Source organism: Pseudomonas gingeri (assembly GCF_013385425.1).
GTDB classification, from domain to species: Bacteria; Pseudomonadota; Gammaproteobacteria; order Pseudomonadales; family Pseudomonadaceae; genus Aquipseudomonas; species Aquipseudomonas gingeri_D.
The window spans coordinates 22438-36484 of the sequence record NZ_JACAQA010000003.1 but is presented as its reverse complement, the minus strand read 5'-3'; the positions used below and the strand labels follow the sequence as shown (position 1 = coordinate 36484).

12 protein-coding genes are annotated in these 14047 nt (G+C 63.8%); 1 reads left to right on the top strand and 11 read right to left on the bottom strand.

Annotation, left to right across the window (positions count from 1 at the left end; all coding sequences use genetic code 11):
* Positions 1-48 precede the first annotated feature (48 nt).
* The 4 genes from HX830_RS02895 to HX830_RS02880 form a co-directional block, all read right to left on the bottom strand.
* Positions 49-1485 carry an NAD(P)(+) transhydrogenase (Re/Si-specific) subunit beta gene (locus HX830_RS02895; protein ID WP_177098921.1) on the bottom strand — a complete coding sequence of 479 codons (1437 nt, stop codon included), beginning with the start codon at positions 1483-1485 and terminating at the stop codon, positions 49-51.
* A gap of 9 nt (positions 1486-1494) precedes the next feature.
* On the bottom strand, positions 1495-1836 hold the full coding sequence (locus HX830_RS02890; RefSeq protein WP_103499069.1) for an NAD(P) transhydrogenase subunit alpha: 342 nt from the start codon (positions 1834-1836) through the stop codon (positions 1495-1497).
* Positions 1833-2984, bottom strand: a complete 1152-nt coding sequence (locus HX830_RS02885) for an NAD(P) transhydrogenase subunit alpha (RefSeq protein ID WP_177098920.1) — start codon at positions 2982-2984, stop codon at positions 1833-1835. Before HX830_RS02885 ends, HX830_RS02890 begins: the two co-directional genes overlap by 4 nt.
* Positions 2985-3047: 63 nt before the next feature.
* Positions 3048-4430: an NAD-dependent succinate-semialdehyde dehydrogenase gene (locus tag HX830_RS02880; RefSeq protein ID WP_103499067.1), complete on the bottom strand. Its 1383-nt coding sequence runs from the start codon at positions 4428-4430 to the stop codon at positions 3048-3050.
* A gap of 392 nt (positions 4431-4822) precedes the next feature.
* Here HX830_RS02880 and HX830_RS02875 point away from each other — a divergent pair, with 392 nt between their 5' ends.
* Complete coding sequence (locus HX830_RS02875; RefSeq protein WP_177098919.1) at positions 4823-5413, top strand: response regulator; 591 nt, start codon at positions 4823-4825, stop codon at positions 5411-5413.
* A 74-nt stretch (positions 5414-5487) separates the two neighbouring features.
* On the opposite strand, the gene HX830_RS02870 is transcribed toward HX830_RS02875, so the two are convergent.
* The 7 genes from HX830_RS02870 to gspK form a co-directional block, all read right to left on the bottom strand.
* Complete coding sequence (locus HX830_RS02870) at positions 5488-6162, bottom strand: BON domain-containing protein (RefSeq protein ID WP_177098918.1); 675 nt, start codon at positions 6160-6162, stop codon at positions 5488-5490.
* A 183-nt stretch (positions 6163-6345) separates the two neighbouring features.
* Positions 6346-7557 (bottom strand): type II secretion system inner membrane protein GspF, encoded by a 1212-nt coding sequence (gspF, locus tag HX830_RS02865; protein ID WP_103499064.1) that lies wholly within the window; start codon positions 7555-7557, stop codon positions 6346-6348.
* Entirely contained in the window at positions 7557-8975 is a 1419-nt protein-coding gene (gspE, locus tag HX830_RS02860) for a type II secretion system ATPase GspE (RefSeq protein ID WP_100941110.1), read from the bottom strand. The genes gspF and gspE overlap by 1 nt, the downstream gene beginning before the upstream one ends.
* Positions 8972-11377 carry a type II secretion system secretin GspD gene (gspD, locus tag HX830_RS02855; RefSeq protein WP_177098917.1) on the bottom strand — a complete coding sequence of 802 codons (2406 nt, stop codon included), beginning with the start codon at positions 11375-11377 and terminating at the stop codon, positions 8972-8974. The genes gspE and gspD overlap by 4 nt, the downstream gene beginning before the upstream one ends.
* Positions 11374-11916 (bottom strand): type II secretion system protein GspM, encoded by a 543-nt coding sequence (gene gspM, locus HX830_RS02850; RefSeq protein WP_177098916.1) that lies wholly within the window; start codon positions 11914-11916, stop codon positions 11374-11376. The genes gspD and gspM overlap by 4 nt, the downstream gene beginning before the upstream one ends.
* On the bottom strand, positions 11909-13066 hold the full coding sequence (gene gspL, locus HX830_RS02845; protein WP_177098915.1) for a type II secretion system protein GspL: 1158 nt from the start codon (positions 13064-13066) through the stop codon (positions 11909-11911). Before gspL ends, gspM begins: the two co-directional genes overlap by 8 nt.
* A complete protein-coding gene (gene gspK, locus HX830_RS02840; protein ID WP_177098914.1) occupies positions 13063-14046 on the bottom strand; it encodes a type II secretion system minor pseudopilin GspK in 984 nt (327 codons plus the stop codon). Before gspK ends, gspL begins: the two co-directional genes overlap by 4 nt.
* Position 14047 lies beyond the last annotated feature (1 nt).

The following is a 14047-nucleotide window of genomic DNA, read 5'->3' as shown; positions in this document are numbered from 1 at the left end:
CGTCTGGCCGCTGCCAGGCAAACACGAAAACAAATATCGACCGATCACTCAGGCCAAGCCCCTGACCGCCTCGATCATCTTGACCAGCACGGCCTGTGCATCGCCGTAAACCATGTTGCAGTTTTCTCCGTAAAACAGCTGATTCTGGATACCGGCATAGCCCTTGCCCTCCCCGCGCTTGACCACGTAGACATGATGGGCCTTATCGACATCGAGAATCGGCATGCCATAGATCGGCGACGACTTGTCGCTGCGCGCGGCGGGGTTGACCACATCGTTGGCACCGATCACCAACACCATATCGGTGTCGGGAAAGTCGCTATTGATATCTTCCAATTGGAAAATCAGATCGTAGGGCACCCCGGCCTCGGCCAGTAACACGTCCATTTGTCCCGGCATGCGCCCCGCCACCGGGTGCACGGCGAACTTCACCAGCACCCCGTGCGCCTGCAGCAATTTCACGAACTCATAGAGCTTTTGTTGGCCCTGGGCGACCGCCAGGCCATAGCCCGGAACGATAATGACCTTGTTCGCGTAACGCATCGCCACGCCTGCATCGCTTGCCGCCGTCGGCTTGAGCTCGCCCGAGATGGCGGTCCCCTTGCGAGTGGGCTGGTCGCCAAAACGGGCAAAGAGCACATGAGCGACCGAGCGATTCATCGCTTTGGCCATCAGCAATGTGAGCAGCACGCCAGCGGCGCCGACCAGCATGCCAGCGATCATCATCGCCGGGACCTGCAACACGAAACCCTCGAGGCCGACCGCCAGGCCGGTGAAGGCGTTGTAGATGGAAATGACCACCGGCATATCGGCACCGCCGATGGGCAGTGTCATCAACACGCCGAACAGCAAGGCACAGCCGAAGAACACGCCGATCAACCAGAGGGCATTGCCCGGCGCACCACCTGCGTCTTGCATGAGCAGCATCAACCAGGCGCCCACCCCCAGGGTCACCAGCATCAACAGGGCGTTGATCAGTTGCAGCCCTTTCATGCGTAATGGCTTGTTCAGGCGACCGTCCAGCTTGGCCCAGGCGATCAGGGAGCCGGACAAGGAGATCGCACCGATCAGGGCGCCAAACAAGGTGCCCGCCAACGACGAGAGATCGAAAACCCGATGCCCGAACAACTCCATGGCGGCAATGGCCGCCGCCGCCCCGCCGCCCATGCCGTTGTAGATCGCCACCATCTGCGGCATGGCGGTCATGGCCGCCTTGCGTCCACTCCACCACGCCGCCCCGCCGCCCAGCAACAGGGCAAGGAGCGCCAGGCAGACGTTGACCGGCAGTTGCGGCCTGGCCGCTTCACTCACGGAAAATACGTAGAGAAAACTCACTATCACCGCGGCCAGCATGCCCCAGCCGGCCACATGAATGCCGCCCGCTGCCGTGACCGGCGAGGACATCCGCCACAACCCGAAGATCAATAAAAAGGCCGCGCCGAGATACACCAGCCCGATCAGCCATTGCGAAGTCATAATCAGCATGCTCAAGCCTCAGGCCTTTTCAGGCTTTCTGGTCGCGGAATGATGGGCCTTGCGCCGCTTGGGCTCAGGCGCGCTGGTCTGGAACATCGCGAGCATTCGGCCGGTTACGGCGTAGCCGCCTGCCGCGTTACCCGCCCCCAGCAAGACCGCGACAAAGCCTGCCGCTTGTTCGGCGACCGTCACCGCATCGAGTAATCCGATCAGGCCACCGACCACAACGATGCCATGGACAAAGTTCGAGCCCGACATCAACGGGGTATGCAAAATGGCCGGGACCCGGCCGATAATGACCCAGCCGGCGAAAGCGGCCAGCATGAAGATATAAAGACCGACGAAGCCAACACTGTTCATGAGCGCGTCTCCCTGGCGGCGTGGTCCGGTTCGGCATCGGCGTGGCTCGCTGGATCCATGAGCTGGCCGGCATGGGTCAGCACGGTCTGCGCCAGGATCTCATCGTCCCAGTCGATGCTGATGACATTGTTCTTCAGCATCAGCGCCAGCAGGTTGAACTGATTTTTCGCGTACAGCTGGCTGGCGTCCTGACTCAAGGATGAGGGCAAATTGAGCGGCGCCATCAAGGTCACCCCACCGACCATGACGGTCTGTCCGGGCACGCAGCCTTCGCAATTGCCTCCCCCTTCGGCGCCAAGATCGACAATCACTGCCCCGGGTTTCATCCCGGCCAGTTGCGCGGCGCTGACCAGGCGTGGAGAGGGTCGTCCCGGTACCGCCGCCGTGGTAATGACGAGGTCGGCCTGCTGGATATGTTCGGTCAGGACTTGCGCGACCTGGGCTTTTTCCGCTTCACTCAACTCCCGTGCATACCCGCCCTTGCCGCGCGCATCGATGCCGACATCGACGAAACCGGCCCCCAGGGATCGCGCCTGCTCCGCGGTTTCCGGGCGGACGTCGTAGCCTTCCACCACAGCGCCCAGCCGATGCGCGGTAGCAATGGCCTCCAGTCCCGCCACGCCCAAGCCAAGGACCAGCACATGTGCCGGCCCGACGATGCCGGCCGCCGTGGTGACCTTGGGCAGTATCCGCGACATGTGCACCGAGCCCAGTTGTACCGCGTAATACCCGGACAACGCCGACTGACTTGAAAGCGCGTCCATCGACTGGGCCCGGGTGATGCGCGGCAAGCGCTCCATGGCAAAGCAGGTGATTTGTCGCTCCAGCAAGCGTTGCACCAGGGCCGGATTCTTTTGTGCATAGATGAAACACAGGAGCACCGCACCGGGTTTCAGCTTGCCGATAAGCTCCAGGGAAGGTGCCTGCACCGCCAGGACCACATCGGCCTCATGTACCAGTTGCCCGGCGCTGCTCAGGAACACAACGTCCGGATAGGCCGAGTCCGGGAGAAAACTCGCCTCGCCGGCCCCAGCCTGCATATGCAGCCTGGCGCCGAGTGCGCGCAATTTTGCACAAAGGCCCGGCACCAGAGCCACACGTCGCTCGTGCGGATGGGTTTCTTTCAGCACAGCCAGATTGACGTACATCACGCGCTCCATTGAAGGCGCCCGACCTGTGCCGGGCGCCGGTAATGTCTCCGGGCCAGGACTTCAGACGGGGGCCTGGGCCGAGACGTAGCGCACGAGCTTTTTATTGACGAACTGCTGGATGCCCATATTGCCGAGCTCACGGCCGTAGCCTGAGTTCTTGATGCCACCAAACGGCAGTTCGGCATCGCTCCAGCTGATGCTATTGATAAACATCATGCCGGTCTCGATGCGGCTGGCGACACGCTGCCCCCGGGCCAGGTCACGAGTGAACACCGAGCCCCCCAGGCCGAAGTCGGAGTCGTTTGCCAGGGCAATGGCCGCCTCTTCGTCAGGCACCCGGAAAAATAGCGCCACGGGGCCGAAGAACTCGTCGCGGAACGCCGGGTTGTCGGGTGCGATATCAGTGAGGATGGTCGGCGCCATAAATGCGCCGGGCCGATCGATCCGTCCGCCGCCGAGCAAAACCTTGGCACCGTGGGCAATCGCCGTCTGCACTTGCTCAAGCAGTTGCAACAACGCGGCTTCCGAGGACAACGGGCCCAGGGCGGTCTTTTCATCCATCGGATCACCGGGGAGCATCGCCGCGAGCACCGCCTGGAATCCCTCGAGGAACGCATCGGCCAGTTTGTCCACGACGATAAAGCGTTTGGCCGCGCAACAGGTCTGCCCGCAGTTATACATCCGCCCCCAGATTGCCCATTTGATCGCCAGGTCCAGATCGGCATCTTCGAGCACAATAAACGCGTCGCTGCCACCCAGCTCCATGGACGACGGCTTCAGGTTCTGTCCGGCCCAGGCCGCCAGGCTGCGTCCGGCGGCGACACTGCCGGTCAGGGCGACACCGCGGATACGCTCGTCGTCGACCACCTGCCTGGACTGCTCATGGGAGATCAGCAGGTTGGTGTACAACCCCGGGGGAGCTCCCGCATCGAGGAGAAGCTGCTCAAAGGCAATCGCGCATTGGGGCACGCAACCGGCATGCTTGATCACCAGCACATTGCCCGCCATCAAATGCGGACCGGCCACGCGAGCCAGCTGATAGAAGGGAAAATTCCACGGTTCGACGCCGAAAACCACACCGATGGGACTGCTCTCCATATGCGCTTCCCCCTCGACCGGGTGAAGGGCTTCCGGGGCCAGGAAGCGTTCGGCGTTTTTCGCATAGTAGGCCAGGATATCGGCGCTGAATTTCACTTCGCCCCGGGCTTCATTGATGCGTTTGCCCATCTCCAGGGTGACCTTGCGGGCCAACTCGTCGAAGCGCGCATGCATCAGTTCGCCGGCCTTGGCAATGATCGCCGCGCGCTGGGCATAGGAGGTGTTTTTCCAGGTCAGGTAACACTGCGCCGCAGTGGCCAGCTTTTGCTCCAGTTGCTGATCGGTAAGCGTCTCGAATTGCGCGAGCAACTTGCCGTTGTAAGGGTTGATCGTCGTATAGGCCATAGCGGTTGCCTTCAATGAGGTTGAGTCAGCCAACGCATAACGGATCGGAACCATCTGTCACGCAGATCGAACACGCCGATACGATGTACCGTCTTGGCGGTGGCTGACCAGCCTCGGAATCTACCCATATGCCATTCACTCATCAGCGGCGTGTCTCCTGGAATAAAACCGCAGGGCGCCGGGCGTGCTTAAAGACGATCTAGATCGGTAGTTCTTTACATAGGTCAAATAAATCCCATCCCGGGCGGCGTAGCATCGAGAAATCGGTCCCTCAAAAACACCTCCTGTCGGGAATGTCAATCATGCGAGTAAGCCGATCGACCCAGGAACAATCATTGCCCCCATACCCTTCCAGCGCAGTACGTTGGCGCTGTCGTCCAGTCGTGTACCTGGTGGACGCCGACCTTGTTTTGCGCCGCAGCTTGCGCGCGGAGCTGGAGGCCCACGGCTATGCAGTCCAGGACTATTGCAACTGCGAAAGGTTTCTCGAGGGTTACGCCGGAGAGCAGGAGGCCTGCCTGATTGTGGATACACACCTGCCGGGAATAAGCGGACTTGAGGTGCTGAGCCGGCTCAGGGCCGAGGGTGACGAACTACCGATTATCATGACCAGCAGCAACAGCCGTGTTGCCACGGTCGTCGAGGCCATGAAAATTGGCGTCTGCGACTTTCTGGAAAAGCCGTTTCGTTACCAGGACATCCTGACCAGCTTGAACACGGCTTTGGTCATTCACAGGAAAACCGCCGGCGCCAAGGCCCGCCGCCAGTCCGCCCTTGAACATATTGCCACCCTCACGACACGCCAGCGTCAGATCATGGCCCTGGTACTGGCCGGCCAGCCCAGCAAAAATATCGCTGTCGACCTGGGGATCAGTCAACGGACCGTTGAAAAGCACAGGGCCTCGATCATGGACAGGACCGAGGCAAAATCCATTCCCGAGCTGGCCCGCATCGCCTTGGCAGCGGGTGAGCCAATACTTTGACCGCCGCGGGCCAGGCGGGCATGAAGCGCCCGCCGCCCATGTGAAAACAGCGCATGCCGGCACCTGCCGCCGTTCTATATGTCTGGACTCTCGCTGGCCGCCGAGACCACCAGGTTATCGACAACCTTCAGCACTCCCGCAGTACCCGCCGCCGTCGAGCGGGCCATGTCGCGCTCGAGGAGCGATCCCACGGCGCCGGAAAGCGTGACCGCGCCGTCCTGCACGCGGACCTCGATCCCGTGGGCATCGATAATTGCCTTGCGCCTGAAGGCGGCTTCAATATCGGTCTTGATCGTATCCGAAGAGGCATGCGGCTTGACCACTATATCGTTGCTGATCCCCTTGATCCCCTGCAGATAGCGCACCGCATAGCCTGCCGTCTGGCGCTGATGCTCCGAATCCACTTCGCCGCCAAGCACCAGCCAGCCATCCGCCACACTGACCTTGACCTGCTGGTCGGCCAGCGACGTGTTCCATTGCAAGGCCGAGACCGCCGCCGCGACGAGATCACTGTCCGTACGCACATGCTGCGACGGCAGAACAACCTCGATATTGTTGATCAGATCCACCACCCCTGAAACATGGGTGACAGCCTGTTCGGCGTGCCATCTTTCGGCGTGGCTGGCGACATGGCCGGAAATCGTCACGATCCCGTCGGACACCTGCACCAGGATTTGCTCGGCCTTCAATGCCAAATCCCATTTCAGTTCGTCAAGTACCTGCTCTCGCAGTTTTTCATCCGTATCCATGTGACAGTCTCCGGATTTTCCAAGGAATTCACGCTGCTGGTCCGCTCGATAGTATCCCTTTGCAGAGTTCCCCAGCAGGTTCGGAAAATACCCATCCGTGGGAATACCGCCAGCAGTCCTTCGAAGCCCATCGCTTTCAGGCGTGCGTTATCCAGGTGGATCCGTGGCGGGTCACGACATCAGTTACTGCACCAACTGATTGATCTCGATGATCGGCAGCAACACCGCCATCACGATCAGCAGCACCACCGCCCCCATCACCACGATCATCAGCGGTTCGAGCAGCGCGGTCATGCCCATGGCCCGCCGCTCGATATCCCGCGACAGGGTCTGCGCCGCCCGCTCCAGCATCGGCGGCAACGAGCCGGTCTTCTCCCCGCTGGCGATCAGATGGATCAGCACCGGCGGAAACACCTTTTCCACCTTCAACGCCGCCGCCAGGTTCACCCCTTCACGGACCCGCGCCGTGGCCTCGGTCACGCTCAGGCTCAAACGATCATTGGACACCGTCTGCCGCGCCGCCTCCAGGGCCCGCAACAACGGCACCCCGGCACCGCCGAGAATCGCCAGGGTCGAGGCAAATCGCGCGGTGTTCAGTCCCAGCACAAAGCGGCCGATCAGCGGCAGACGCAAGATCCGACTGTGCCAGCCCAGCCGCGCCGCCGGATTGCGCAAATACAAGCGCCAGCCCCACAAACCGCCCACCAGGACACCAAAACACAACCAGCCCCAGGCGCGGATAAAGTCACTGGCATTGAGCATCGCCACCGTCAGCCCCGGCAGATCCTGGCGCGCCTGGGAAAAAGCGCTGACCACCTGGGGCACCACATAACTGAGCAGGAAAATCACAATGGCCACCGACACCAGTCCGACCACTCCCGGATAGATGAACGCAGTGAGAATCTTGCCCCGCAGGTTGTTGCGTTCCTCGATGTAATCCGCCAACCGCTCCATTACCTGGGCCAGGTCGCCGGACTCCTCGCCCGCCGCGATCAGCGCCCGGTAGATATCGGGAAAGTCCCGTGGTCGCTTGGCCAGGGCTTCGGCCAGGCGCATGCCGCCGCGCACATCGGCGCGCACCGCGCTCAGGGTCTGGGCAATGTGCTTGCGCTCGGCCTGCTCCACCGTCGCGCTCAACGCGGCTTCCAGCGGCAGGCTGGCGCCCAGCAGGCTCGCCAGTTGCCGGGTGGCCCAGGCCAGGTCGTTGTCCGACAGTTTGGCGCTGAACATCCCGCTGGCGCTGCCACCGCCCTGGACGCCGTCGGCCTGGACCAGCAAGGCGGTCAACCCGCGACTGCGCAGCAGCCCCATGGCCGCGCCCTGGCTGTCGGCTTCCAGATGGCCGGTTTCGATCTTGCCCAGGGCGTCGGCGGCTTCGAAGCGATAGCGATTCATCAGGCGTCCCGTGTCACGCGAAGGATTTCTTCCGGCGCGGTGGCGCCGCTGCGTACCCAGCGCTCGCCGTCCTCGCGCATGCTCAACATCCCGGCGGCACGGGCGGCCAGGCGCAGGGCCTGCTCGCCGGCACCCTGGTGGATCAGGCTGCGGATATCGTCGTCAATGCAGAACAGCTCGTGGATACCGGTGCGGCCGCTATAGCCAGTGTGATTGCACACGCTGCAGCCCAACGGACGCCAGGTGCCGGGCGCGGCCGGGTCTTCCTGGCGACAGTGCTGGCACAGGCGCCGGACCAGACGCTGGGCGAGCACACCGAGCATCGACGAAGCCAGTAGAAACGGTTCCACGCCCATGTCGATCAGGCGGTTGACCGCCGATACCGCGTCATTGGTGTGCAGGGTCGCCAGCACCAGGTGCCCGGTGAGCGAAGCCTGCACGGCAATCTGCGCGGTTTCCAGGTCGCGGATCTCGCCGATCATGATGATGTCCGGGTCCTGGCGCAGGATCGCCCGCAAGGCCAGGGCGAAAGTCATGTCGATCTTGGCATTCACCTGGATCTGGCTGATGCCCGGCAGGTCGTATTCCACCGGGTCCTCGACGGTGAGGATATTGCTGGTACTGGCGTCGAGCCGCGCCAGGGCGGCGTAGAGGCTGGTGGTCTTGCCGCTGCCGGTGGGCCCGGTGACCAGCACGATGCCGTGGGGTTGACGGATCAGATGGTCGAGCCGGGACAGCACATCGGGGTCCATGCCCAGGGTTTCCAGTTGCAGACGCCCGGCCTGCTTGTCCAGCAGGCGCATCACCACCCGTTCGCCATGGCCGGTGGGCACGGTGGAAACGCGGATATCGATAGGGCGACCAGCCACGCGCAGGGCGATGCGACCGTCCTGGGGCAGGCGTTTCTCGGCGATATCCAGCTGCGCCATGATCTTGATCCGCGACACCAGCGCGCCATGCAGTGCCTTGCGCGGCGAGACCACGTCGCGCAGGGTGCCATCGACCCGGTAGCGCACCACCGAATGGGTCTCGAAGGGTTCGATATGGATATCGCTGGCCTCGTCCCGCGCGGCCTGGGTCAGCAAGGCGTTGATCATGCGGATCACCGGGGCGCCGTCCTGGGTGTCGAGCAGATCGGTGATTTCCGGGATGTCCTGCATCAGCCGGTCGAGGTCCACCTCGTTTTCCGCCGCACCGACCACCGCCGCCGCACTGCCGGTGTCGGCATAGGCGCTGGCGAGCAGGCCGTCCAGTTCCTCGTCGCGGACCTGTTCCAGGCGGGCCGGACCGAACTGTCGGCGGACTTCGCTGATGGCCCAGCCCGGGGTCGAGGGACAGGCGGTCAATACCGCCCCATCCTCACCGTCGCGCAGCAACACCCGCTGCGCCTTGGCCCAGGCGTAAGGCAGCGCACTCATGGCTGGGCACGCTCATTGACCGACAACGGCACCGCGCGAATCGCCGCCCGTGGCGTTTGCGGGGCCGACGGCGCGGAACCCGGGATCGCCTGGGCCGCATTCGGCAACTGCGGGGCCTGCATATCCGGCATGGCCCAACTGCGATCCGGTTGCAGGCTGCCCTGGGCCCGGCGAATAAAGTCATAACGGTTCAGGGTGATGCTGCGTCCCGCCGCACCGTCGCGAATGATATAGGGCCGCAGGAACACCATCAGGTTGGTCTTGTTGGTCTCGCGCCGCTCATGGCGAAACAGCGCACCGATCCCGGGAATACTCGACAGAAAGGGTACGCCGTCATTGGTCTGGGTATAACCGTCCTGCAACAGGCCACCGAGAACCATGATCTGGCCGTCATCCAGCAGGATGCTGGTGTCGATCGCACGCTTGTTGGTCACCGTGCCGGCGGCCGCCGCCGAAGCCCGGTCGTCCACCGTACTGACTTCCTGGTAGATATCCAGCTTGACCGTGCCGCCTTCGGAAATCTGCGGCCGCACATTGAGCTTGAGACCGACCTCCTCGCGCTGGATGGTCTGGAACGGGTTGTTGCTGGAGCTGCTGCCGTTGGTAACGTACTGGCCGCTGACAAAGGGAATGGTCTGGCCGACGAAGATGCTCGCCACTTCGTTGTCCAGGGTCAGCAGGTTCGGCGTCGACAGCACGTTGGAGCCGCTCTTGGATTTCAAGGCCCGGGCCAGCACCTTGAGGTCCATGACCTGCCCCACGCCGGGGATATTCACCGATCCCTTGACCAAGCCGAGGCTCAGCCCCTGGGGCAGTACATCAATACTGTTCTTCGCGGTGCTGACCAGATTGGTGCCGCCCAGGTTGACCCCACCGATCACCCCATTGCCGGCCAGGTTGCCGGCTTGCCATTGCACGCCGAACTCATTGGCATCGTCTTCGCTGACTTCGACGATCAGGCTTTCGATCACCACCTGGGCGCGGCGCTGGTCCAGTTGGTCGATGACTTCCCGCAGGTTGCGATACAGCGGGTCCGGCGCGCTGATCAGCAAGGTATTGGTGGTGGCATCGGCCTGGATGGTCACCCCGCCTGCCGAGAAGGCCACGCTCTGGTCCGAGCCCTGATTTGCACCGCCCGCCTGCGAGCCCCCGGCGCGCGCGCCCTGCCCGTAGGACGAACCGCCCGTGGTGCCGGTGCCACTGCTTGTGGTGCCGCTGCTGCTCTGCGTGCCGGCCTGGCCGTTCTGGCTGCCGCTGTTGCTGTTCATCCCGCCATTACTGAGCATGGCCCGGGTCGGGTCGCCCTTGCCATCACCGCTGTCGCTTTCCCCGGTGAGCAGCCCGCGCAGGGCCTGGGCCAACTTGCCGGCCTGGGCATTGCGCAGGTACACCACGTGCAGGTTGCTCGGGTTGCTCTGGGCATTGTCCAGCTTGTAGATCAATTCCCGTGCAAGTTGCGTGCGCTCCGGGCTGCCGGAGCGAATGATGATCGAATTGGAACGCGGGTCGCCGAGCACGATGATCTTCTGGGTCGGATCATTGCCGGGGCTGTCCAGCAATTCGGAGACCATGCTGGCGATATCGCTGGCAATGCCGTTCTGGATCGTCACCACATCGGTGTCGATGGCACTGGGGGTGTCGATACTGGCGATCAGCGTGGCGACCCGATCCAGGTTCTGCGCGTAATCGGTGATCACCACGGTGTTATTGCCCGGGTAGGCGTTGATCGGATTGTTCGGCGAGACGATGGGGCGCAGCACCGGGATCAGGTTCACCGCGTTTTCGTATTGCAGGCGGAAGGTCCGGGTCAGCATGCCGCCCTGGGCCGGACGGTCGGCGCTGTAGATCGGCCCACCGAGCAGCTTGGCATCGGCTTCCGGCACCACCTGGCTGACCCCGCCGACATCCACCACGCTGAATCCCTGCATGCGCAAGGCCGCCAGCAGCATGTCATAGGCCTGATGGGCCGGTACTTCGCCTTCGGAAACCAGGGTCAGGTTACCCTTGACCCGTGGGTCCACCAGGAACTGTTGCCCGGTGGAACGCGACAAGGCACGGACCACCGCCTGGATATCGGCATCGACGAAATTCAACTGCACCGGCTGGTTGCCCAAGGGGCTGGGCGCCGGACTGCCCTTGGCCGCGCGCCGGCCCGCTGCGGGACTGATCGGCGCACGGGGCTGGCGATGTTGCTGTTCCACCTGGGCCTGGAGCCGCTGCCGATCGGCCACGGCATCGCCATTCTTGACCGTCGAGGCCAGGGGCCGGCCCAACTCGCTTTCCACCAGCAAGGGTGGCTGCGACTCCGGTGGGCTATTGCTGCAGGCACTCAAAGCCATCAACAACCAGGGCGCCGCGGCCTGCCGACAACGCAAAGCCGATAAAGAACCTGACCACTTCATGAAGCTTCCTTAGCGCCAAGCGCCTGATCCATGCGAACGGTTCCGGACAGTTTGCCTGCCGTGTCATCGGGTTCGGTCGTGCCTTTGCGTTGCAAGCGGGCCTCAACCACTTCCAGGGTGAATAAAGGGGGGTTGCCCAGCAGCCAGCCCACCAGGCCATCCGCCGGGGCATCGTCGAAGGTCAGTAGCCAGCCGCCGCCGACACCTTGCAATTGGTAATGTCCGGCCAGCCCTCCAGCGTCCAGGCTGCTGCGCAATCCGGCCTCGACATTGCCGGCATTCGGGCCGGCAAGCCCGTGCAGCAGGCCGTCGAGGGTCTGCGCCTGGGTCCGCAACCTGGGCGTTTCCAGGCGCCAGAAGTCGATCTTCTGCAACGGTGGCTGGATCAGCACGAACCACACCAGCAGGCCCGAGACGCCCACCGCCATACCCAGCACCAACTGTCGCTCGCGCGGGGCCAGGCTTTGCCAATACAGACGGGCCTGGCTCGAAAGCTGGCGCCAGCGGTTTCGATAGCGATTGATAAAGGCCTTATTCACTGTCGTTCTCCGCCAGCGGTTGTGGGCCGGTGGTTTTCAGGACCCAACCGTCGGCAACCGCCGTCGCTTCCACCCCGGCCTGGGTCAGGCTGAGTTGCCAGGCCTTGTCGCGACCGCCGCCCGGCGTGCCCGGCAGCGGGCTCAGGTGCAGTTCGCCATGTTCGAAGACCAGGGTTTGCAGGCTGCCGACCATAAAGGGCATGGCACTGCCGGCCTGCTGGACCAGCCGGGTAAAACCGCTGTCACCGGGCGCGCCGTTCTCGCGCAAGGCCAATTGCTGACGGGCCTGTTGCAATGGATTGAGGATCATCGGCAAGGCCGGGAATGCCTGCTTGACCCGCTGGGCCATCCAGGCCTTGAGTTGCTGGCCTTGTTCCACCTGGCGAGCGGCATAGAGGTTGAGACCCACGGCCCAGACCGCCACCGCAAGCACCATGCAGGCAACCGTGCGTCCCCAACCACCGGCGTTGCCGGCCATCGGCTGGACCGCACCGTGCAAACCCCAACCCGGCGCCTTGCCAGACCAGGCCCGGTCTTCGGGCAGGCTCTGGACCAGCGCGTTGTCCGGCGCCGCGGCACCGACCCAATGCACCACGCCACCGCTATTGAGCAGCTCCGTCAGTGCCGCGTCGACGGCCGGATGAACCTGGGCCCGGTCCTGGCTGCGGCGCATCAGCAGATGCTCGTCGCGCACCGCCACCACCGGCGCTTGGGTCGCGTCCACCGGCAAGCAGTAGGCCGCCGGGTACAGGCCATGCAACTTGAGCCCGGACTGGCGCAGCACAGTGCCCAAGTGCTCCAGCAGCGCCCGTTGCAACCAGGCGACCTGCACCTGCCCTTCGGCATCCCGCGGGCTGTGGACGATATGCATCGACTCGCAACCGCCAAGGATCAGCGCCTGGGCCGCACAGCCCACCGCCGCCTGGATCCTGGCCGGCGGCAGGTTGGGTAATTCGAGACTGGCCAGCAGACTGTCGCGCGGATGCAGGTAACACTCTACGGCGACGCCTTTGTGCACCTGCCCCAACTGCGCCAGGCTGCCGCGGCCCTGGTCGGTCAGCTTGCCCTGGCGATCCAGCCAGGCAAACTCCAGCGGGCTGTCCAGGGTCAGCGTCTCCAACGGCGGCAAGGCCAGGCGCAGGGCTGTCATACGCCCACCCGCGACCAGATCACCTGGGGCATCTGCAATTCCTGGCGATATAACAGCACCGCCAGGCTGACCCGGCGGCTGTCGCTGTGTGAACGGGCATTGAGGCGGAACCAGTCGCTGGTGATGCCGACCTTGATATCGCTGACTACCAGCTCGGGCATCCGCAGGCGATTGACGAAATCGCCCCGGTTGATAAACCAGCGTCCGGCATCACGCTCAGACACCAGATTGCGCGCACGCGACAACGACAGCCCCGGCACCTGGGAAGCCAGGACTTCGGCGCTGGCGGTATTGCCGTTGACCCAGGTGTTGGCCGGCAGGATCGTCACATGGGGTGCCAGCAGCGCCAGCACCGCGTCGTCCACACCCGCCAGGGCGCCGAGGTCATCCAGGCTGTGCAACATCGGCCGGGTCGCCGGCAGCGGCTTGAGCGCGGTTCCCGGAGAGGTCAAACGACCGCTGTCAAAGCTGCCCTTGACCGGCGGCGCGACGGGGGCGTTATCCGGCAGCAACGCGTAAGCGGCGGTCACCCGCTGGACAATCCGCTGGCCCACGGCAGGCTTGACGCCGATCGACTCGCACAACTGCTGGAAAGCCCGCACCTGATCGGGATCGACCCGGCTGTCGCGGACCAGATTGCGCAGGTTGAACTTGCCCTGCTCGTCTTCCAGGCGCCCGCTGAAGTGCCCGCCGCGCTCGCTCAGGCCGGCGGCGGACAGCGGCTGGGCCCAGGCCTGGTCAAGACGGATCAAGGGATCGTGCTGGCGGGCATCCCAGAGCAATTGCCGACTCAGCTCCAGGCCGCCGCGCAATAGCCAGGCGCCCTGGACCCGCGACTGCTCGGCTTCGAGGCTACGGGTGAAGACAGTCTGGCGCGCGAGCATGCCGCCGGCGATCACCGCGACCACGGCGGCAATCAGCAAGGCGCTGATAATCGCCATGCCGCGTTGCCCGGCGGCTGTCAGCGAAGGATTGGTCATG